General features: G+C 73.2%; 18 protein-coding genes, 1 tRNA gene and 1 pseudogene. 11 read left to right on the forward strand and 9 right to left on the reverse strand.

From position 1 onward, the window contains the following. Positions 1-41: 41 nt before the first annotated feature. The 6 genes from D6270_RS18715 to D6270_RS18740 all read left to right on the forward strand — a co-directional run bounded on the left by D6270_RS18715 (position 42) and on the right by D6270_RS18740 (position 8122). The gene (locus D6270_RS18715) at positions 42-1763 is read left to right on the forward strand and encodes an ABC transporter permease subunit (RefSeq protein WP_109167376.1); all 1722 of its coding nucleotides are present in this window, start codon (positions 42-44) and stop codon (positions 1761-1763) included. Between the two features lie 53 nt (positions 1764-1816). Then, entirely contained in the window at positions 1817-3124 is a 1308-nt protein-coding gene (locus D6270_RS18720) for an MFS transporter (protein WP_109167375.1), read from the forward strand. 119 nt (positions 3125-3243) lie between these two features. Next, a complete protein-coding gene (locus D6270_RS18725) occupies positions 3244-3648 on the forward strand; it encodes a PPOX class F420-dependent oxidoreductase (protein WP_109164398.1) in 405 nt (134 codons plus the stop codon). A 188-nt stretch (positions 3649-3836) separates the two neighbouring features. Continuing rightward, positions 3837-5237, forward strand: coding sequence for a cysteine--tRNA ligase (gene cysS / locus D6270_RS18730; RefSeq protein ID WP_109164397.1), 1401 nt, complete (start codon positions 3837-3839; stop codon positions 5235-5237). A gap of 108 nt (positions 5238-5345) precedes the next feature. Then, positions 5346-6302, forward strand: a complete 957-nt coding sequence (gene rlmB, locus D6270_RS18735; protein WP_093692710.1) for a 23S rRNA (guanosine(2251)-2'-O)-methyltransferase RlmB — start codon at positions 5346-5348, stop codon at positions 6300-6302. 185 nt (positions 6303-6487) lie between these two features. Then, the gene (locus D6270_RS18740; RefSeq protein WP_225976898.1) at positions 6488-8122 is read left to right on the forward strand and encodes a DoxX family protein; all 1635 of its coding nucleotides are present in this window, start codon (positions 6488-6490) and stop codon (positions 8120-8122) included. Positions 8123-8188: 66 nt separating this feature from the next. On the opposite strand, the gene D6270_RS18745 is transcribed toward D6270_RS18740, so the two are convergent. The 3 genes from D6270_RS18745 to D6270_RS18755 all read right to left on the reverse strand — a co-directional run bounded on the left by D6270_RS18745 (position 8189) and on the right by D6270_RS18755 (position 10885). Further along, positions 8189-8908: a nucleotidyltransferase family protein gene (locus tag D6270_RS18745; protein WP_109164395.1), complete on the reverse strand. Its 720-nt coding sequence runs from the start codon at positions 8906-8908 to the stop codon at positions 8189-8191. A gap of 198 nt (positions 8909-9106) precedes the next feature. Further along, positions 9107-9520, reverse strand: coding sequence for a hypothetical protein (locus D6270_RS18750; RefSeq protein ID WP_109164394.1), 414 nt, complete (start codon positions 9518-9520; stop codon positions 9107-9109). Positions 9521-9748: 228 nt separating this feature from the next. Then, positions 9749-10885, reverse strand: a complete 1137-nt coding sequence (locus tag D6270_RS18755) for an ABC transporter ATP-binding protein (protein ID WP_109164393.1) — start codon at positions 10883-10885, stop codon at positions 9749-9751. A gap of 177 nt (positions 10886-11062) precedes the next feature. On the opposite strand from D6270_RS18755, the gene D6270_RS18760 reads away from it, so the two are divergent. Then, positions 11063-11136 (forward strand) — tRNA-Thr (locus D6270_RS18760). A gap of 115 nt (positions 11137-11251) precedes the next feature. Here the strand turns inward: D6270_RS18760 and D6270_RS18765 are convergent. After that, a complete protein-coding gene (locus D6270_RS18765; RefSeq protein WP_391040099.1) occupies positions 11252-12763 on the reverse strand; it encodes an MFS transporter in 1512 nt (503 codons plus the stop codon). A gap of 142 nt (positions 12764-12905) precedes the next feature. On the opposite strand from D6270_RS18765, the gene D6270_RS18770 reads away from it, so the two are divergent. Then, positions 12906-13352 (forward strand): MarR family winged helix-turn-helix transcriptional regulator, encoded by a 447-nt coding sequence (locus D6270_RS18770; RefSeq protein WP_109164392.1) that lies wholly within the window; start codon positions 12906-12908, stop codon positions 13350-13352. Between the two features lie 201 nt (positions 13353-13553). On the opposite strand, the gene D6270_RS18780 is transcribed toward D6270_RS18770, so the two are convergent. Together D6270_RS18780 and D6270_RS18785 are read right to left on the reverse strand one after the other, a co-directional pair. Further along, positions 13554-14954: an NAD(P)/FAD-dependent oxidoreductase gene (locus D6270_RS18780; RefSeq protein ID WP_109164391.1), complete on the reverse strand. Its 1401-nt coding sequence runs from the start codon at positions 14952-14954 to the stop codon at positions 13554-13556. Between the two features lie 76 nt (positions 14955-15030). Further along, positions 15031-15663 (reverse strand): rhomboid-like protein, encoded by a 633-nt coding sequence (locus tag D6270_RS18785; protein WP_151414750.1) that lies wholly within the window; start codon positions 15661-15663, stop codon positions 15031-15033. A 144-nt stretch (positions 15664-15807) separates the two neighbouring features. Here D6270_RS18785 and D6270_RS18790 point away from each other — a divergent pair, with 144 nt between their 5' ends. Continuing rightward, positions 15808-16758 carry an aminoglycoside phosphotransferase family protein gene (locus D6270_RS18790; protein WP_109164389.1) on the forward strand — a complete coding sequence of 317 codons (951 nt, stop codon included), beginning with the start codon at positions 15808-15810 and terminating at the stop codon, positions 16756-16758. Positions 16759-16855: 97 nt separating this feature from the next. Here the strand turns inward: D6270_RS18790 and D6270_RS34030 are convergent. Both D6270_RS34030 and D6270_RS18800 read right to left on the reverse strand, forming a co-directional pair. Further along, positions 16856-16980: pseudogene (locus D6270_RS34030) on the reverse strand (zinc-binding dehydrogenase); the annotation flags it as partial. 188 nt (positions 16981-17168) lie between these two features. Then, positions 17169-18386 carry an NAD(P)-binding protein gene (locus tag D6270_RS18800; RefSeq protein ID WP_109164388.1) on the reverse strand — a complete coding sequence of 406 codons (1218 nt, stop codon included), beginning with the start codon at positions 18384-18386 and terminating at the stop codon, positions 17169-17171. A 117-nt stretch (positions 18387-18503) separates the two neighbouring features. On the opposite strand from D6270_RS18800, the gene D6270_RS18805 reads away from it, so the two are divergent. Continuing rightward, a complete protein-coding gene (locus D6270_RS18805) occupies positions 18504-19214 on the forward strand; it encodes a pentapeptide repeat-containing protein (RefSeq protein WP_225976899.1) in 711 nt (236 codons plus the stop codon). 15 nt (positions 19215-19229) lie between these two features. Here D6270_RS18805 and D6270_RS18810 read toward each other — a convergent pair whose 3' ends face one another. Continuing rightward, on the reverse strand, positions 19230-19727 hold the full coding sequence (locus D6270_RS18810; protein WP_109164387.1) for a hypothetical protein: 498 nt from the start codon (positions 19725-19727) through the stop codon (positions 19230-19232). A gap of 55 nt (positions 19728-19782) precedes the next feature. Between D6270_RS18810 and D6270_RS32580 the strand changes: the two genes are divergently transcribed. Then, positions 19783-19923, forward strand: a complete 141-nt coding sequence (locus D6270_RS32580; RefSeq protein WP_158650539.1) for a hypothetical protein — start codon at positions 19783-19785, stop codon at positions 19921-19923. Positions 19924-19927 lie beyond the last annotated feature (4 nt).

The following is a 19927-nucleotide window of genomic DNA, read 5'->3' on the forward strand; positions in this document are numbered from 1 at the left end:
GACATCGGGAGCGGCGCCGGGGCGTGCGCCCGGACGGTCCGGTGAAGTACCTCGCCGGGCGGCTGGCCACCCTGCTCACCGTCGTCGCGGTCATCGGGCTGCTGCCCCGGCTCACCCGGACCGACCCGGCCCGCACGATCCTGCACGCCCGGTACGCCGACCGGGAGCCCACCCCGGAGACCCTCGACGCCATCCGCGCCGAGACCGGACTCGACGGCGGCCACCTGCACGTCCTCGGCTCCTGGCTCGGCGGGCTGTTCCGGGGCGATCTGGGGGAGTCCTGGGTCTCCGGGCTGCCCGTCGGCCCCGACGTGGTCGCCGCCCTCGGCAACTCCCTGACCCTGATGGGCGTCTCGCTGGCCGTCGCCCTCCTCCTCGCCCTCGCGCTGAGCGCCCCGACCCTTCGGCGCGGGGCCGCGCGCCGGATCGTGCGGGTGCGCGCCGGAGTGGGGGCGGCGGTGCTCGCCGCGCTGCCGGAGTTCCTGCTGGCGGCCGTGCTGGCGACGGTGTTCGCCGTGCACCTGGGCTGGTTCCCGGCCCTCGGCTGGGGCGATCCCGGTCAGCTCGTGCTGCCCGCGCTCGCGATGGGCGTCCCCGCCGGGGCGCTCCTCGGCCGCCTTCTGGACGACGCCCTCCCCGGCGCCTTCGCCGAACCCTGGGCCCGCGCCGCCACCGCGCACGGCCTGCCGCGCCGCCGGATCGCCGCCCACGCCCTGCGCCGTACGCTGCCGGGGCTGCTGCCCCAGGTGGGTCTGGTCGCGGTCGGGCTGACCGGGGGAGCGGTGGCCGTCGAGACGCTGTTCGCCATCCCCGGCCTCGGCGGCACCGCGCTCGCCGCCGCCCTCGCCCAGGACCTGCCCGTTCTCCAGGCATGCGTCCTCGTCCTGCTCCTCCTCGGCGTCGCCGCCGGACTCGCCGCCCGCCTCGCCGCCCGCGCCCTCCTCGGCCCCGCCCTCACCGAACGCGCCCTGCCCACCCTTGTGGCTCCCCGGCTCCCCGGCCGCCGCGCGCTCGCGATCGCCGCTGTCCTCCTCGGCACCCTCCTCCTCGCCGTCACCGTCGCAGGGCTCCTGCGCGACCCCCTCCACGTCGACACGGCCGCACGCCTCGCCGGCCCCTCCGCCGCGCACCCCTTCGGCACCGACCACCTCGGCCGCGACGTCCTCGCCCGCCTCGGCCACGGGGCGGCCAGGACCGCCCTCGCAGCCGCCGCCGTCGGAGCCGTCACCCTTCTCCTGGGCCTCGCCCTCGGAGCCGTACCCGCCGGAGCGCTCACCGAGACCGCCAACGCGCTCCCCGCCGTCCTCGCCGGCCTCGTCGTCGCCGGCATCACCGGACCCGGCCCCTGGGGCGCCGCGGCCGCCGTGGCCGCCGTCGCCTGGGCCCCGCTCGCCGCCCACACCGCCGCCCTGTACGCCCAGGAGAAGGCCGCACCCCATCTCACCGCGGCCGTCGCCCTCGGCGCGGACCGGACCCGGCTGCTCCGCCACCATGTGCTCCCGGGCGTTCTCCCGCCCGTCGCCCGCCACGCCCTCCTCCGCATCCCGGCCGTCGCGCTGGCCCTCGCCTCCCTCGGCTTCCTCGGGCTCGGCACCCAGGCGCCCGCGCCGGAGTGGGGCCGGATGCTTTCGGAGAACATGCCGTACGCCGAACGCGCCCCCTGGGCCGTCCTCGCGCCCGCCGCCGCGCTCGTCGTCCTCGGCGCGCTGGCCGTCCTCACCTCGAGCGCCGCGCGCGGGCGCACCCCGGCGGGTGCGCGGTGAGCGCGCGCACGCACCAGGCGCGGACGGAGTCGAGAACCCGCGCCCGCCCCCGTATCGCGAGCGCCGCCACCCCCTACCTCCGCCTCCTCACCACCACCCAGTTCGCCTTCAACATCGGGTTCTTCGCCGTCCTGCCCTACCTCGCCGCCCACCTCGGCAGCGGTCTCGGGATGGCGGGCTGGCTCGTCGGGCTGGTCCTCGGCCTGCGAACCTTCAGCCAGCAGGGCCTCTTCGTCGTCGGCGGCGCCCTCACCGACCGGTACGGCCCCCGGCCGGTCGTCCTGGCCGGCTGCGCGCTGCGGATCGCCGGCTTCGGCTGGCTCGCCTACGCCGGTTCCGCCGCCACCGTCATCGCGGCCGTCCTCCTCATCGGCTTCGCCGCCGCGCTGTTCTCGCCCGCCGTCGAGTCCGAGGCCGCCCGCGAGGCCGTCCGTCACGAGCAGGCCACCGGCACCCCGCGCGCCCAGGTGCTCGCCCTGTTCTCCGCCGCCGGACAGGCCGGGGCGTTCCTCGGACCGCTGCTGGGCTCGCTGCTCCTGCTGCTCGGCGGCGGCTTCCGGGCCGCCTGCCTCACCGGGGCCCTCGTCTTCGTCGCCGTCCTTGTGGGACACGCGCGCCTGATGCCGGGGCGTAAGGACGCACCGGACGACGCCTCCACCCGCGACGGCGCACCGGACGAAGCCCTCACCCGTGACCACGCACCGGACGACGCCTCCACCCGCGACGGCGCGGGGGATGACGCCCTCACCCGTACGGCCCAGAGCACCGCAGGGTCTTCGTGGCGGGCGGTCTTCACCAACCGGCCCTTCCTCGTCCTCTGCCTCGCGTACAGCACCTACCTCGTCGCCTACAACCAGCTCTACCTCTCCCTCCCCGCCGAGGTGGAGCGCGCCACCGGCTCGCAGGCGGCCCTCGGCTGGCTCTTCGCGCTCTCCTCGCTGCTCGTCGTCACCCTCCAGCTGCCGCTGACCCGCCGGTCCGCGCACCGGATGACCCCGCGCACCGCCCTGGTCACCGGCCTCACCGTCGTCGCCGCCGGGTTCGCCGCCGTACCGCTCACCCCCGGCGGTGCCGGCGGCCTGCTGCCCGGCGCGGTCCTCGTCGTCCTGCTCACCCTCGGCCAGATGCTGCTGGTCCCCGCGGCCCGGGGCATCGTGCCGGACCTGGTCGACGGCCGGCGGCTCGGTCTTGCCACCGGAGCGCTCTCCTCCGTATCCGGCCTCGCGGTCCTCGTCGGCAGCGCGGCCACCGGGGTCCTCCTCGACGCGCCCGCCCCGGTCCTGTGGGCGGTGCTGGCCGCCGTACCGCTGGCCGGAGCGGCCCTCGCGTTCACCCTTCCGGCGGGTTACGGCAAGAAGTAAGGGCGACGCGGGAAGTAACGGAGGGCGCACGAGGTTGGGGGTGAGGACCGCAGGGCGCCCGACACCGGATCCGGGGCGCCCGTAACCGGACCACCCAGCCACTCAGGAGGACGTACGTCATGACAGCCGCACTCTCCACCGAGCTCAAGGACCTTCTCGACACCCCGGTCTTCGTCAACATCGCCACCATCCAGCCGGACGGCAGCCCGCAGGTCTCCCCGGTGTGGGTGACGCGCGACGGCGACGACGTCCTGATCTCCACCACGGTCGGCCGCCGCAAGGAGACGAACCTCCGCCGCGACCCGCGCGTCACCGTCGTGGTCCAGCCCGCCGACAACCCGTACGCGTACGCCGAGATCCGCGGCCGGGCGGAGCTGACCACGGAGGGCGGCCAGGAGCTGATCGACGAGCTGTCGCTGAAGTACACCGGCAAGCCGTACGCGGAGTTCAACCCGAAGTCCGCGCAGGACGACCCCCGGGTCGTGGTCCGGATCACCCCGCGCAAGGTCGTCGGACGCATCTGAGGACCGCCGAGGAGCCGCTGAAGAGTCCCCGAGGAGCCCCTGGAGCCCCCTGAGGAACCCCCGAGAGCCGCCCGGGAGCCTTCGGCGGGGCCTCCCCGACCCCTCCCGACCAGGCCGGTATCAGAAAGTTGCCCCCGCGATCGCCCAAGGGTCGCGGGGCACTGGTGTCGGCCTACTACCCTTGAGGCGTGACTATTCGCCTGCACGACACCAGCGCCCGGCAGATCCGTGACTTCGTCCCGCTCACGCCGGGCTGCGTCTCGATCTACCTCTGTGGCGCTACCGTCCAGGCGGCACCGCACATCGGGCACATCCGTTCCGGGCTGAACTTCGACATCATGCGCCGCTGGTTCACGTACCGCGGCTATGACGTGACCTTCATCCGGAACGTCACGGACATCGACGACAAGATCATCAGGAAGTCGGCCGAGCAGGGCCGCCCCTGGTGGTCGATCGGTTACGAGAACGAGCGCGCGTTCAACGACGGCTACGACGCGCTGGGCTGCCTGCCGCCCACCTACGAGCCCCGTGCCACCGGCCACATCACCGAGATGATCGAGATGATGCGCGGCCTCATCGAGCGCGGCCACGCCTACGAGGCCGACGGCAACGTCTACTTCGACGTCCGGTCCCTCCCCGGCTACCTCTCGCTCTCCAACCAGGAGCTGGACGACCTGCGCCAGCCCTCCGGCGAGGGCGAGACCGGCAAGCGCGACCAGCGGGACTTCGCCATGTGGAAGGCGGCCAAGGAGGGTGAGCCCAGCTGGGAGACCCCCTGGGGCCGCGGCCGGCCCGGCTGGCACCTGGAGTGCTCCGCGATGGCCCACAAGTACCTGGGCTCCGCCTTCGACATCCACGGCGGCGGACTCGACCTGATCTTCCCGCACCACGAGAACGAGATCGCCCAGGCCAAGGCGTACGGCGACGAGTTCGCCAACTACTGGGTGCACAACGCCTGGGTCACCATGGCCGGCGAGAAGATGTCCAAGTCACTGGGCAACTCCGTCCTCGTCAGCGAGATGGTCAAGCACTGGCGCCCCATCGTCCTGCGCTACTACCTGGGCACCCCGCACTACCGGTCGATGATCGAGTACAGCGAGGAGTCCCTGCGCGAGGCCGAGTCCGCGTTCGCGCGGATCGAGGGCTTCGTCCAGCGCGTCACCGAGAAGGCCGGGGAGACCGTCGCCCCCGCCGCCGAGGTGCCGCCCGCCTTCGCCGAGGCGATGGACGAGGACCTGGGCGTGCCGCAGGCCCTCGCGATCGTCCACACCACGGTCCGCCAGGGCAACAGCGCGCTCGCCGCCGACGACAAGGAAGCCGCCGTCGCCCGCCTCGCCGAGGTCCGGGCCATGCTCGGCGTCCTTGGGCTAGACCCGCTGGACGAGCACTGGGCGGGTGAGGGCGACCGGGGCGAGGATCTGCACGGCGTCGTCGACACCCTCGTACGCCTGGTTCTCGACCAGCGGCAGTCGGCCCGTGAGCGCAAGGACTGGGCCGCCGCCGACGCGATCCGCGACCAGCTCAACCAGTCCGGACTCGTCATCGAGGACAGCGCCAACGGTCCGCGGTGGACGCTCGGCCCGCGCTGAGCCTCCGCTCGGCACCGGTCCGACCGGTGCGAATGTGCCGCCCGGCGATCAGGGCGGCACACTTCACTTATACGTACGCACGTCTGAAAGCAACGAAACAGGTAGGTCATGGCCGGGAACAGCCAGCGCAGGAACCGCCGCACGTCCAACAAGAAGGGCATGCAGGTCGGCAGCGGTGGTCAGCGACGCCGTGGTCTCGAAGGCAAGGGACCCACGCCGCCCGCCTCCGCCCGCAAGGGACACAAGAAGAACCGGGTGGCCAACGCCCAGGCCAAGCAGGCCGCCGCCCGCCGCCCCGCGCCCCGGCGCGGCGGTGTGAAGGGCACCTCCGAGATGGTCGTGGGCCGCAACCCGGTCTACGAGGCCCTGCGCGACGGTGTGCCCGCCACCACCCTCTACGTCCAGCAGTACATCGACAACGACGAGCGCGTCCGTGACGCCCTCAAGCTCGCGGGCGAGCGCGGCAACATCAACCTGATGGAGGCCCCGCGCCCCGAGCTGGACCGGATGACGAACGGCCTGAACCACCAGGGCCTCGTCCTCCAGGTCCCGCCGTACGAGTACGCGCACCCGGAGGACCTCACCGCCGCCGCGTACGACAACAACGAGGACCCGCTGATCGTCGCCCTCGACGGCGTCACGGACCCCCGCAACCTCGGCGCGATCGTCCGCTCGGTCTCCGCGTTCGGCGGCCACGGCGTGGTCGTCCCCGAGCGCCGCGCGGCCGGTATGACCGCCGGTGCGTGGAAGTCCTCGGCCGGTACGGCGGCCCGCACCCCGGTCTCCCGGGTCACCAACCTGACCCGCGCCCTGGAGGGCTACCAGAAGGCGGGCCTCACGGTCGTCGGCCTCGCCGCCGACGGCGAGCACACGGTCGAGGACCTGGAGCAGCTGGCCGGTCCGGTCGTCATCGTCATCGGCAGCGAGGGCAAGGGGCTGGGCCGCCTCGTCGGCGAGACCTGCGACTACCGCGTCCGGATCTCCATGCCGGGCGGCGCCGAATCGCTCAACGCCGGTGTCGCGGCGGGGATCGTGCTCTACGAGGTGGCGCGCCGCCGCGGATGACCCGCACCGGCCTCCGGTACGGCGTTCGCGCGATGACCACCTCGGTAACGGGCTCGCCCGCCCACCGAGTTGACGCGCGAACGCCGAACAGGGTTCCAGGATGCCCGAGTTTGGCCGGATCTTGACGGGTCTCGGACACATAAGCCCCGTCAAGGCAGTGTCCTAACCACCCATCACTCGGTTAGATGAGTGTGGACACCAGAACGCCTCGGTTCGACGAGCAACCCGCCCTGAGCATGACCAAGGTGGACAGCGACCCCGCGCAGGTCATCGTCAACCACGCCAGCTTCCGGGTGCAGCTCGCCCCGGGCCAGCGCGCACGGCTGCGCGGTCTCGCGGACACGGCCCGCATCCCCGCCATGAGCGGGGCCGGCGGCGGCCGCAGGCGGGCACCGGTCGTCTGGAGCGGCAGATCGGCCCCGGGCGACCCCGGCGCCACCGGCCTCCTCCAGGCCGTACGCAACTCCACCGCGGGCCACCTCGACACCGCGCTCACCGCCGGGGCCGCCAACGGCCACCCGGCGGGCGCGACCCAGGTCATCCCGCTTCTGGAGGAGACCCAGCCCAACCCCGTACTGACCGCACCGCAGCAGCCCGGGCGGACCGGTCCCCTCCTGCCGCCCATGCGCCAGGCCGTCGGGGCGTACGACTCCGCCGACGACGGGCCGGAGCCCCCCGCGGCCGACGACGACGGCTACGGGGAGGAGAGCTCCGAGGCCCGCGCCCGGCGCCAAGGCGGCGACCCCGTCCGGCACGCCTACTACCCCGGCCACCGGATGAACCTCGGGGTCGTCCTGCTCCCCATGCGGGTCCTCCTGGGCCTCATCGCCATCTACGCCGGTATGGGCAAGCTCTGCGACCCCGTCTACTTCGACGGCGGCGAGCGCGGCTCCATGGTCAAGTGGCTGACCTCGCTGCACCCCTGGGCGCTCGCCGAACCGCTGCGCGACTTCGCCCTCTCCCACCCGGTCGGCGCCGGGCTCACCGTCGCCTTCCTCCAGGTCGTCGTCGGCGTCCTCACCGTCTTCGGCCTCTGGCAGCGCGTCGCCGCCTCCGTGGGCGCCCTGCTCTCCGCCGCCCTCCTGGTGACGGTCAGCTGGCGCACGGTCCCGGTGTACGAAGCCCCCGACATCATCCTGCTGGCCGCCTGGAGCCCGTTGATCATCGCGGGTGCCCCCGTCTACTCCGTGGACGGACGGCTCGCGGGAGAGGCCTGGCGTACGCTCGGCCCGCGCTCCGAGATCTGGGACCTGCGCCGCCGCGTGCTGCGCCGCGGAACGGTCGTCGCCTCCGTCGTCATCGGCCTCACCCTTCTCATCGGCTCCATCCTCGGCGGCGCCGTCCGCTCGGCCGATGTCGTCACCGTCCCGGGCCGCAACGACTACCCGACCAACCGGCTTCCCGGCCAGCCGCTCCCACAGGAGTCCTCCGGCGAACGCCAGGCCTCCCGTACCCCCCAGGAGCAGGAGAGCCGCCCCGAGCCCACCCGCTCCGGCGAAGCCACCGCCCCCGCCACCGGCGGCCAGGCCACCCCCGGCGCCCCCCGCGACTCCGGCGGCGGCCAGAGCACCGGCGCCGGGGCCCAGCCCAGCGAGACCCAGGGCGCCGGGCAGGAACCCCCGCAGCAGAACGCCCCCCAGCAGCCCCCCGCCGCCACCAGCGCGGGCCCCACCTCCTCCGGCTCCACCGGCGGGGACGGCTCCACCGGCGGCGGCTCGGAGCCCGAGGCCCCGCCCGCCACGGGCGGCGGCGAAGGCTCCAGCTCGGGCGGCGGCTCCTCCGGCGGCGGCCGCAACCCCATCGGCGGCCTCCTCGGCTGACCCGTACGGAACGCGCGATGGGGCGGCCCCCACCCGGCTTCGGGTGGGGGCCGCCCCATCGCGCTGTCAGCCGCGGCCCTGAGAGCCGAGCTCACGCGCCGCCTCGGTCAGGTCCTTCGCGGTGTCGATCGCCCGCCAGTACGCCCCGTGGGGCAGCGGATACCCGGCCAGCCGGCGCTCCCGGGCCAGCCGCGGGAACGTCGTCCGCTCGTGGTCGCCCTGATCCGGCAGCATCCCCGTGAACGCGGGGGAGAACACGTACACCCCCGCATTGATCAGATACGGCGAGGGCGGCGACTCGATGAAGTCCGTGATGTGCCCGAAGGCGTCCGTCTCCACCGCCCCCCAAGGAATCCGGGGCCGGGCGAGAGCCAGCGTGGCGGTGGCGTCGCGCTCGGCGTGGAACGCGGCCATCTCGCGCAACGAGAAGCGCGTCCAGATGTCGCCGTTGGTGGCGTACCAGGGCTGCTCCGGATCGGGCAGCCGCTGCGCCGCGTACTTCAGCCCGCCGCCCCGGCCCAGCGGCTCCTTCTCCACCACGGTGGTGACCCGCAGCGGCAGCACGGCGGACTCCAGCCACTCCTGGAGCACCTCGGCGAGATGCCCGCAGGAGACCACGGCGTCGGTCACGCCCTCGGCGGCCAGCCAGGAGAGCTGGTGGCCGATGATCGGGGTCCCGGTGCCCGGGATCTCGACCATCGGCTTCGGACGGTCATCGGTGTACGGCCGCAGCCGCGACCCCTGGCCACCGGCGAGGATCACGGCCTGCGTCGGATACGTATGCATGGCACGCACGATATGCGGTGCCCGCGCACGGCAGCTGCCGTTGCCCGGCAGGCGGGGGCAACGGCAGCGGGGTGGAGCGTGGCGGGAGTCGGTCGAGCTGAGCGCCCGGTGAGACGCCGCTCAACTCGGCGCTCGACGCGGCTCGGCTGAACTGAGCGCTCGGCGAGGCCGAACTCAGGTTCTTCGGGGGCGACGGGCTCAGCTGAACTGAGCGACCCCCGAGGCGAACGAGGTGTCGCAGACGGGACGGGAGAAGCGCTGGGCGCGCGCCGGGCCGTACTGCTCGACCGCGGCCTTGCCGAGCGCCCGGGCGATCGACATGCAGTGCTGCGCCAGCGAGGGGCGCTTCTCGACGGCGCGCTGGAGGCCCGTGAGCGCGGTGCCCGGGTCCTTCTCCTGGAGCTCGACGAGCAGCTTGTCACGCAGGATGTCCTGCGCCGCACGGGGCTTGGCGGGCTTGGACACGGTCTCCGAGGAGGCGGCCAGCAGGGTGGAGTCGTTGTCCGTCCCGGCCCACTGAACACTCGTGACCGCGAGGGTCCCGGAGAGCACCATGACGACGGGCAGGACGAGGGCGAAGGATCGGCCGAGGCGCCGAGCGGTGTGGGTCACGCAGCGAGCGTAGCGGTCGGTGGTGACTTGGTGACATTTCGTCACTCCTCCGGGGGATGGTTCGACGCGTCCTTTCGAATGCCAGGTTGACGCGCCAGGGTGAAATGCCCTGTGTGCCGGGGTATTTGACGCTGCTCGGCACCGAAACCCAAACCTGCCCCGGACCATGCAAACGGCCCCGCGCCCCCCTTCCAGGGGCGCGCGGGGCCGTTTGCTCACGCGAGGGTGTCAGTTGGTGAGGCGCTCACCGGTCGACGTGGCGAAGACGTGCAGCTCGTCCGGGCGCGGGACGACGTGCAGCTCGGTGCCCTTCTCCGGCACGGCACGGCCGCCGACGCGGACGACCAGGTCCTTGTGCTCACCGGCGACCTGCGCGGCACCGTAGACGAAGCCGTCGGCGCCGAGCTCCTCGACGACGTTCACGGAGACGGCGAGACCGGCCGGCTCGTCCGTGGCGTCCTTGGTGAGGGCCTTCGCGGCGGCGCCACCGTGCTCGACGATGTCGAAGTGCTCGGGCCGGATGCCGACCGTGACGGTGGTGTCACCACGGTCGGCGGCGGCGGACAGCGCCTCACGCGAGACCGGGACGACGCTGTTGCCGAACTTCACGCCACCGTCGGTGATCGGGACCTCGACCAGGTTCATCGCGGGGGAGCCGATGAAGCCGGCGACGAAGAGGTTGGCCGGCCGGTCGTACATGTTGCGCGGCGAGTCGACCTGCTGGAGCAGCCCGTCCTTCAGCACCGCGACCCGGTCGCCCATGGTGAGGGCCTCGACCTGGTCGTGGGTGACGTAGACGGTGGTGATGCCGAGGCGGCGCTGGAGCGAGGCGATCTGCGTACGGGTGGAGACACGGAGCTTGGCGTCGAGGTTCGACAGCGGCTCGTCCATGAGGAAGACCTGCGGCTCCCGCACGATGGCCCGGCCCATCGCCACACGCTGCCGCTGACCACCGGAGAGCGCCTTCGGCTTGCGGTCCAGGTAGTCGGTGAGGTCCAGCATCTTGGCGGCCTCTTCGACCTTCGCCCGGATGTCGGTCTTGTTCACACCGGCGATCTTCAGCGCGAAGCCCATGTTGTCCGCGACGGACATGTGCGGGTAGAGCGCGTAGTTCTGGAACACCATGGCGATGTCCCGGTCCTTCGGCGGCAGGTGCGTGACATCGCGGTCACCGATGCGGATCGCGCCGCCGTTGACGTCCTCGAGACCCGCGAGCATGCGCAGGGAGGTCGACTTACCGCAACCGGAAGGACCGACGAGGACGAGGAACTCACCGTCCGCGATGTCGATCTCAAGCTGGTCCACGGCCGGCTTCGTGGAGCCGGGGTAGACGCGGGACGCCTTGTCGAACGTGACACTGGCCATGCTGAATCTTCTCCTCCACCGGCAGGAACGTGCCGGACGATCCGAGTAGGGAGTGGTCTGGTCCACAGACGCGAACCTGCCGTGACGCTACCTGGCGTTTCCCGATCTGTCAGTAGTCCGGAGCACAGGGAAATCGCGAACGGGGCGGGTGCGCGGTTGGTTACACTGCTCCGGCACGCCTCCTTAGCTCAGCTGGCCAGAGCAACGCACTTGTAATGCGTAGGTCGTCGGTTCGAATCCGACAGGGGGCTCACCGTGAAGCCCAGGTCAGATGTCGTCTGACCTGGGCTTCTGTCGTCAGCGGATGCGGCGGCGACGGCGGGATCGCTCCGTGCGACCCACTGGAGGCGGGTGCGCCCCTTTGGTCTAGGCCGGCTTCGCCGCCGTCACCCCCGGCGCCGGGTCGGAGGAGGCCGTGGCCTTCCCGAGCGGTGGCCTCGTCGTGCGTACGGGGATGAGGGCCGCGACCACCGCCGCTGCCAGGCCCACCCCGCAGCCGATCAGCATCGCGACGCGGAAGCCGTTCTCGGAGGCGAGCTGGAAGCCGCTGAAGTCGGTGGTCATGCGGGCCAGGACCACGCCGATGACGGCCGCCGCGAACGATGTGCCGATGGAGCGCATCAGGGAGTTGAAGCTGTTGGCCGATGCGGTCTCCGACTGGGGCACCGCGCTCATGATGAGGGCCGGCATGGCGCCGTAGGCGAAGCCGACACCCGAGTTGCAGACGAGGGTGACGATCAGCAGGCTCCACGGGGAGCCGGAGCCGATCAGGGGGACGGAGAGGCCGTAGCCCGCGGCGATGAGGAGGCTGCCGACGGCCAGGGTGACCTTGGGGCCCTTGGCGGCGGAGAGCTTCGCGCCGAGCGGGGACATCGCCATCATCATCAGCCCGGCCGGGGCCATCCACAGGCCCATCGCGAGCATGGACCGGCCGAGGCCGTAGCCGGTGGCCTCCGGCAGCTGGAGCAGCTGGGGGACGACGAGGGACTGGGCGTACATCGCGAAGCCGACCAGGATCGAGGCCGTGTTCGTCATCAGGACCTGCGGGCGGGCGGTCACGCGCAGGTCGACCAGCGGGTCGCTCAGGCGCAGTTCCCACCAGCCCCAGGCGGGCAGCAGGACGAGCACGGCGGCGAAGAGGCCGAGGGTCGTGGCGCTGCCCCAGCCCCAGTCGGCGCCCTTGGAGACGGCGAGCAGCAGGCAGACCAGGGCGGCGCCGAGGCCGATGGCGCCGGGCAGGTCGAAGGTGCTGCGCGCCCCGGCGGGGCGGTCGCCGGGAACCAGGGCCAGGATCAGGGCGCCGACGGCGAGGGCGAGTACGGCGACGACCCAGAACAGCACCCGCCAGCTGGTGTTCTCCGCGATGGCGGCGGCGAACGGCAGGCCGAGCGCACCGCCCACGCCCATCGACGCGCTCATGATCGCGATGGACGGGCCGAGCCGCTTCGCCGGGACGACGTCGCGGAGCAGGCTGATCCCGAGCGGCACCACGCCCATGCCGAAACCCTGGAGGCCGCGTCCGGCGATCATCGGGATCACGGACGAGGACAGGGCGCAGACCACCGAACCCAGCACCAGCGGTACGAGCGAGACCAGCAGCATGCGCCGCTTGCCGTACATGTCGCCGAGCCGTCCGGCGACCGGCGTCGACACGGCGGCGGCCAGCAGGGTGGCGGTGATGACCCAGGAGGCGTTGGACGCGGAGGTGTCGAACAGCGTCGGCAGCTGTGCGATCAGCGGCACCACCAGGGTCTGCGTGAGCGCCGCCACGATGCCGGCGAACGCGAGGATCCCGACGATGCCGCCGGGGCCTGCCGAGGGCTCTGCCGGGCCGGCGGTCGGTCCTCCCGGCTGGGCTGCGGGCGGTGAACTCTCCACGGGGTGTCTCCTTCTCGCCCTTGCGGGCCTGCGGTGCCCGAGCGTGGTGTGCCGGACGGACGTTCAGCTAGGCAAGATACATTGAATGTGCATCATGCACATCTTATGCACCATGCATATCTCACGTGATATACCTGTACGCGTGGACATGCCCCTCGACCGGATCGAACGCGAGACCATGCTGCTCGGCCGGTACATGCACCTGCTCACCCCGCGCGTGGAGTGGCGCCTCGACCGCAGCGCCTACATCCTGCTCAGCCGGATCGAGGTGGAGGGTCCCATGTCCATCAGCCAGCTCAGCGAGGCCTTCGGCCTGGACGCCTCCACCCTCAACCGGCAGACCGCCGCGATGCTCCGCGCCGGGGTCGTCCAGCGCATCCCGGATCCCGACGGGGGCATCGCCCGCAAGTTCGCCATCACCGACGAGGGCGCGCGCCGCCTCGACAGCGACCGTGCCCGGAACGTGGCGGGCCTGGCCAAGGTCATGGCCGACTGGACGCCCGAGGAGGCCGAGCAGCTCGCGGCCTCGCTCAGCCGGCTGAACCTCTCCATCGAACGCCTCGACGGACGGCCCTGGCCGCGCGACTGACCCACCCGGCGCTCCTGCGCCCGTCCTGGTGCCGGGACCGCCGTCCTGGACATCCCCGCCATCGGCGCCGAGGACCTGGACGTCGTCCCGTACGAGAGGACCACCGGCGACGTCCCCGGCAGCCGATCCAGGACCGGGGCGTCGTCCCCGGTCCGTACGGGGTGGGGGTGCTGGTGGCCGGAGAGGAGTCTCCTCAGCAGGTCAGTGGCGGCCCGCGATGCGGTCCGCTACCTTCGCGATCGGGTCGGTGCCGGGGCGCGGTGAGACCGTCTCGCGGCGGTCGGCGGCGCGGTAGGCGGCGTACAGGCCGTGGACGCCGAGCCAGCGGAAGGGTTCCGGTTCCCAGCGGCGGACCTTGTGGTTGACCCAGGGGAGCGCCGTCAGGTCGGTGGGGCCCGCCTGACCGGAGTCCTGCTGGATCAGGTCGCGCAGGGTGCGGGCGGCGAGGTTGGCGGTGGCGACTCCGGAGCCGACGTACCCGCCCGCCCAGCCGAGCCCCGTGGAGCGGTCCAGGGTGACGGTGGCGCACCAGTCGCGGGGGACGCCGAGGACCCCGGACCAGGCGTGGTCGATGCGGACGCCCGCCGTGGTGGGGAAGAGCCGGACCAGCAGGTCGCGCAGGGCGGCGATGGTGGCGGGCTGGGTGCGGCCGTCGTTGTCGGTGGCGGAGCCGTAGCGGTAGGGGTAGCCGCGGCCGCCGATGGCGATGCGGTCGTCGGCGGTGCGCTGGGCGTAGAGGTAGGCGTGGGCCATGTCGCCGAGGGTCTCGCGGCCCTCCCAGCCGATGGTGTCCCAGACGCGGGTGGGGAGCGGTTCGGTGGCGATCATGGAGGAGTTCATCGGGAGCCAGGTCCGCTTGAGCCCCTTGAGGCCCGCCGTGAACCCCTCGGTGCAGCGCAGGATGTAGGGCGCGCGGACCGTGCCGTACGGGGTGACGGCGTGCTTCGGCTTGATCTCGGTGACCGGGGTCGACTCGTGGATCGTGACGCCGAGCGCCTCCACGGTGTCCGCGAGCCCCTTGACCAGCTTGGCGGGGTGCAGCCGGGCGCCGTGCGGGGTCCAGGTGGAACCGACGGCTCCGGTGACCTTGACGCGCTCGGCGGTTTCGCGGGCGCCGCGCAGGACCCGGTCGCTCTCCCCGAAGGCGATCTCGACGCTGTGGAAGTCCTTGAGCCGGGCCAGCTGCGCCGGGGTGTGGGCGACCTCCAGGACGCCGCCCTGGTGGATGTCGGCGTCGATCTTCTCCTCGGCGGCGATGCGGACGACCTCGCCGACCGTCTCGTTCATCGCCCTCTGGAGCCGTACGGCGGCGTCGTGGCCGTGCAGCTTCGCGTACCGCTCACGGCCCGCGATGCCGTTGTACAGCCAGCCGCCGTTACGGCCGGAGGCCCCGTAACCGCAGAACCTGGCCTCCAGCACGGTGATGTTGAGGAAGGGGACGGCCTGCTTCAGGTAGTACGCCGTCCAGAGCCCCGTGTAGCCGCCGCCGACGATGCAGACGTCGGCGCTCGCGTCGCCGGGGAGGGGTTCGCGGGGGGCCGGTGTGCCCTCCTGCGCGTACCAGAACGATATGCCGCCGTTGACGGTACTGACGGTGCTCATGATGCCCCTGGGGTCCCTGTCCGGTGTGCCGGTGTCCCGTGCCCGGTGTGATGCCGAGCGTATGTGTGGCGGGAGGTTACTGCGCGGCGGGGTGTTTCGTCCCGCCGCGCTCCCGGGCGTTGCGGGTGAGGGGGTAGCAGGCCAGGCCGGTCAGTACGGCGGTGAAGTGGCCCAGGTCGGTGACCGTGCGGCCGTCGGCGGCCAGGGGGATGCCGTAGACGACGAGGACGGCGAAGACGTAGACGTACCGCCAGGGGTGCGGCACCCGGTAGGTGAGGACGGCGACCACCCCGGCCAGGGCGTAACTCACCCCGACGTCGAGGGTGGTGGCCGCCGACTGCGGGGCGTGGTCGTGCCGGATGGCCCAGGCGAGGACGCCCTCGCTGACCAGCGTGGCCACGACGTGCGCGGTGACGGCGACCGCGAGCCAGCGCAGGGTGCCCAGCCAGTGCTCGGCGGTGGCGTGGAAGACGGTGAACAGGACGGCGTAGGGAAGCCAGCGGCCGCCGTCGATCCACAGGGCGCTGGCGACCAGGACACGGAGGGGGTTCTGCGACAGCTCGTGGAGGTTGGTGGAGCGGTCCCGCAGGAACTCCTCCTCGAAGGCGGGGGACATCCGGTGCAGGACGACGGTGGTGACGAGGAGGATGGCCAGCCAGCTGTACGTGCCGGGGCGGTGGCGATCCAGCGGCGTACGGCGGTGGCCCAGCGGCGGGCGGTGGCGCGGGCGGGCTCGCGGTGGCGGTGGTCGTCGGTGGTGGGGCGGTCGGCGGAATTCCCGTTGCCGTCGGCGGTGGGGCCCGGCTGTTCTCGGGGCATGGTCCGATTGACGCACGCCCCTAGGATCCAGGGCGTGATCGACATCCCGCACGAACTGATCGCCACTCAGTACGCATACAACGGCGCGGCCGGGCGTGCCTTCGTCGCCGCGCTGCCGGGCCTCGCCGGCCGGTTCCTGGAGGAGTGGGGGCTGCGGCGGGACGGGGCCGCGATGTACGGCATGTGCGCGCTGGTCCTGCCGGTGGTGCGGGAGGCGGACGGGGCGCCGGCCGCGCTGAAGCTCCAGCTGGTGGACGAGGAGACGGTGGGCGAGCCGGTCGCGCTGCGGGCGTGGGGTGTGGCGGGGGCCGGGGCGGTGGGGGTGCTCGGCCATGACGCGGAGACCGGGGCGCTGCTGCTCGAACGGCTGGATGAGGGGCGGCCGTTGTCGGGGATGGCCGGGGTCGGTGGGGCCGGTGGGGCGATGGATGTGGCCGGGACGCGTGAGGCGGTGACGGTGCTCGGCGGGGTGCTGGCCCGGCTGGCCGCGGTGCCCGCGCCGGAGGGGCTGCGCACCCTGGGCGGTGCGGTGGAGCGGATGCTGGCGGCGGCTCCGGAGGCGGCGGGGCGGCTGGCGGACGCGGCGGAGCGGCGGCTGCTCGCGGACTGCGCCGCGGCGGTACGGGAGGTGGCGGCGGAGCCGGGGGACCGGCTGCTCCACTGGGACCTGCACTACGACAACATCCTGGCGGGCCGCGCGGACGCGGGGCGGGCGGGGGAGTGGGTGGCCCTGGACCCCAAGCCGCTGGCGGGGGACCCGGGGTTCGAGCTGTTCCCGGCGCTGGACAACCTGTTCGTCGCCGGGGAGGTGGTGTGGCGGTTCGACGCGTTGACGGAGGCGCTGGGCCTGGACCGGGAGCGCGCGCGGGCCTGGACGCTGGGCCGGGTGCTCCAGAACGCGGTGTGGGCGGTCGGCGACGGGGAGCGCGAACTGGCCCCGGACCATGCGGAGATCGCGCGGCGGTTGCTGGGGGCGGCGGGGTGAGGCGGTGCCCCGGGGCGTTGGGGCGGCCCGGGGCCTGAAGGACGCCGACCCTCGCGTCACGGCGTCCAGGCGTCACGGGCGTCACGGCGTCACGGCGTCACGGTTCCAGCACCACCTTGCCGATCGTGCCGCGCGTCTCAGCGCCCGGTGCGCGGCGGCCGCTTCCGCGATCGGGTAGCGCTGGACGGCGGGCCGCAGTCGGCCCGCCGCCTCGACGGCGATGCGGACCTGGCCGGGGCCGGGGCCGTGGTCCTCGGTCCGTTCGTACGAGAGGCTCTCGGCGGGGCCGAAGGCGTGGAGGCGGACGGCGTACATGAAGGGTTCCCTCGGGCGGCGGGCAGCTGGCCTGGGGGCTGTTGGACTGCGGGCTCCGGGGTGGGTCCGGGAGGGGGTGCCCCCACCCTCGTGCCTCAGGTTCGGTGGAAGTCAGTCCCGGAGCGCTGTCCGGACGGCCCTCCCACGGCCTTCACGGCGAGCAGCGCCGCTTCGAGACCGCTGGTGAAGGAGGTCTCGCCGAGGAGCCCGGGGGCGGCGACCTGGTCGCCCGCCAGGAAGATCCCGTCGCCCCGGACGATCGCGGGCCGGTCCCGCCAGGTGGTGCCTGGGCGGTCCACGGCCCCGGTGCGGCCGTCGGCCAGGGCCTCGGTGCGCCAGGTGGTGCGCTCCCGCCAGCCGGGGAAGCCGAGGTCGAGGAGCTGCTCGGCGCGGGCGGTCCCCTCGGCCCTGCGCGCGTCGGGCCCGATCGGGAACTGGCCCTGGAGCAGCTGTTCCCCGGCCGGGGCGAGGCCGGAATCCTGGGCGGTGAACCGCTCCAGCCAGCCGGGCGCGTCCAGGTCAGAGACGACGAACGCATCGCCCCGCCGGGTGCGCACCGCCAGGTCCACGAGGACGGTGCGGCCGCTCTCCCAGGTGAGGGAGGCATCGTCGAGGAGGGTGCGGGCGGCGTCGAGGGAGGTGGCGACGACGACCGGTCCGGTCCGGGCCAGTTCGCCGAGCGTACGGGTGTCGACGCGGGCGGCCGTCTCGACGGCGACCCCGAGGCCACGGGCGTGCCCGGCCATCCGGTCGACGAGCCGCGCCCAGCCGCCGACCGGGTAGCGGGCCTCGGGCGGGATCGAGGAGAGCCGGTGCAGGCGCTCCTGGACGAACCGGGCGGAGAGCGCACCCGGGTCGTGGTGGAAGAGCGCGGCGGCGGCGAAGTGCGCGGCGGCCCGGGCGCCCTCGTCGCCCACCCGGCCGGCGGCCCAGCTCCGGAAGTCGGCGTCCACCGGGGCCGGGCCGGCGCTGCGCCGGGCGAGCCGCAGCAGGGCGGCGGGCGGGACCCGGCGGAGCGCCCCCGCGCGTCGGAAGCGGAAGCGGAGGCCTTCGAGGAGGGGGACGGAGACGAGGGGGCCGAGCAGATCACGCCGGGCCAGCCAGGCCACGAGCGGCCCACGCCGGTAGAGCGCGTGCGGCCCCTCGTTGGCGCGGTACGGCCCGTCGGCGGTTCTGGCCCGGCCGCCGAGCGTGCGGTGGCCCTCGTACACGGTGACCCGGGCACCCGATTCGGCCGCGGTGACGGCGGCGGTGAGCCCGGCGATGCCGCCGCCGATGACGTGGACGTGGGTGCGGGCGTGGATGCGCTCCATGGCGGGAACTCCTTCGCGTCTTTGATGATGCGACGGATCGGGGGCGGTGGCGCGTGACATGGGGCTGCCCGACGGAGGGCTGGGGCGTTGTCAGTGGCATGCGTCACGATGGGGGGCATGGCAACGAGCGCGGGCAGGACGACCAGGTCGCCGAGGTCGACCAAGGCCAAGAAGGACACCGTCGCGGCGGCGCGGCGCCCCGAGGTGCGGCTGCCGCCCCTCGTCCCGTACGACGGCGAGGGCCTGGAGCCGGACGGCGACTACGACGGGGTGCGGTTCGACGGGACGGACCTCTCGGACGCGTCGGGACCGGGCGCGCGGTTCATGGACTGCGCGCTGGAGGGCTGCGCCCTGGACCGTACGGAGCTGGCGCGGGCCCGCTTCATGGACTCGGTTCTGACGGGCGTTCGGGGCGTGGGCACCGACCTCTCGGAGGCGTCGCTGCGGGACGTGGAGGTGGTGGACGCACGGCTCGGCGGGGTGCAGCTGCACGGGGCGGTGCTGGAGCGGGTGGTGGTGCGCGGCGGGAAGATCGACTACCTGAACCTGCGCAAGGCCCGGCTGAAGGACGTGGTCTTCGAGGGCTGTGTCCTCTCCGAGCCCGATTTCGGCGACGCGCACCTGGTGCGGGTGGAGTTCCGGGACTGTGTGCTGAAGCGGGCCGACTTCAGTGCGGTGCGCATGGAGTCCGTGGACCTGCGGACGGTCTCCGAGCTGGACATCGCGCGCGGGGTGGAGCGGCTGGCGGGTGCGGTGATCAGCCCGTCCCAGCTGATGGAGCTGGCCCCGGCGTTCGCGGCGCAGATCGGGGTGCGGGTGGAGGCGTGAGAGGGCAGGTCCCGGTCAGAGCCGGGGGAAGCGGGCCTGGAGGTCCCAGATCACCGGGTTGTCGGCGAGGCCGTCGTGCAGGTCGGCCAGGTCGGCGATCAGGTCGTGCAGGAAATCACGGGCCTCGCGGCGCAGCAGCGAGTGGCTGAAGGTGAGCGGGGGCTCGTCGCCGGGCATCCAGTCCGCCTCGACGTCGACCCAGCCGAAGCGCCGCTCGAAGATCATGACGTCGGACGACTCGGTGAAGTCCAGCTCCGCGTACTGCCGCCGGTGCGAGCGGTTGCCGCGCGGGTCCTGGTCGATCTGCTCCACGATGTCGCACAGCGCCCACGCGAAGTCCAGCACCGGCACCCATCCCCAGGCTGTGGACACCTCGCGGTCCGCCTTGGTGTCCGCGAGGTAGACGTCCCCGGAGAACAGGTCGTGCCGCAGCGCACGGACGTCCGCGCGGCGGTAGTCGGTCTGCGGGGGGTCGGGGAAGCGGCGGGAGAGGGAGTAGCCGATGTCGAGCACGGATTGATGGTGTCATGCCCGGTCGGGGCGGGCCGACACGATCGGGTGAACGGGGATGCGTATGCCTCACGCGTGTGCAGTCGCGTACCTGGTCATCACCGACTGCACCGACTGCACCGACCTCGCCGTGCTCGCCGTGTGGTCCGAGCGTGCCGTCACCGCGCCCACCGCCGACGTGGTGGTCGACGAGAGCTGACGGC

The sequence above is a fragment of the Streptomyces griseus subsp. griseus genome (genome assembly GCF_003610995.1).
Lineage (GTDB): Bacteria > Actinomycetota > Actinomycetes > Streptomycetales > Streptomycetaceae > Streptomyces.

Coding starts and splice junctions, on each gene's coding strand:
- D6270_RS18725 (WP_109164398.1), top strand. CDS start 3,244: ATGACAGCCGCACTCTCCACCGAGCTCAAGGACCTTCTCGACACCCCG.
- rlmB (WP_093692710.1), top strand. CDS start 5,346: ATGGCCGGGAACAGCCAGCGCAGGAACCGCCGCACGTCCAACAAGAAG.
- D6270_RS18740 (WP_225976898.1), top strand. CDS start 6,488: ATGAGTGTGGACACCAGAACGCCTCGGTTCGACGAGCAACCCGCCCTG.
- D6270_RS18745 (WP_109164395.1), bottom strand. CDS start 8,908: ATGCATACGTATCCGACGCAGGCCGTGATCCTCGCCGGTGGCCAGGGG.
- D6270_RS18755 (WP_109164393.1), bottom strand. CDS start 10,885: ATGGCCAGTGTCACGTTCGACAAGGCGTCCCGCGTCTACCCCGGCTCC.
- D6270_RS18780 (WP_109164391.1), bottom strand. CDS start 14,954: ATGAGCACCGTCAGTACCGTCAACGGCGGCATATCGTTCTGGTACGCG.
- D6270_RS18800 (WP_109164388.1), bottom strand. CDS start 18,386: ATGGAGCGCATCCACGCCCGCACCCACGTCCACGTCATCGGCGGCGGC.
- D6270_RS18805 (WP_225976899.1), top strand. CDS start 18,504: ATGGCAACGAGCGCGGGCAGGACGACCAGGTCGCCGAGGTCGACCAAG.
- D6270_RS32580 (WP_158650539.1), top strand. CDS start 19,783: ATGCGTATGCCTCACGCGTGTGCAGTCGCGTACCTGGTCATCACCGAC.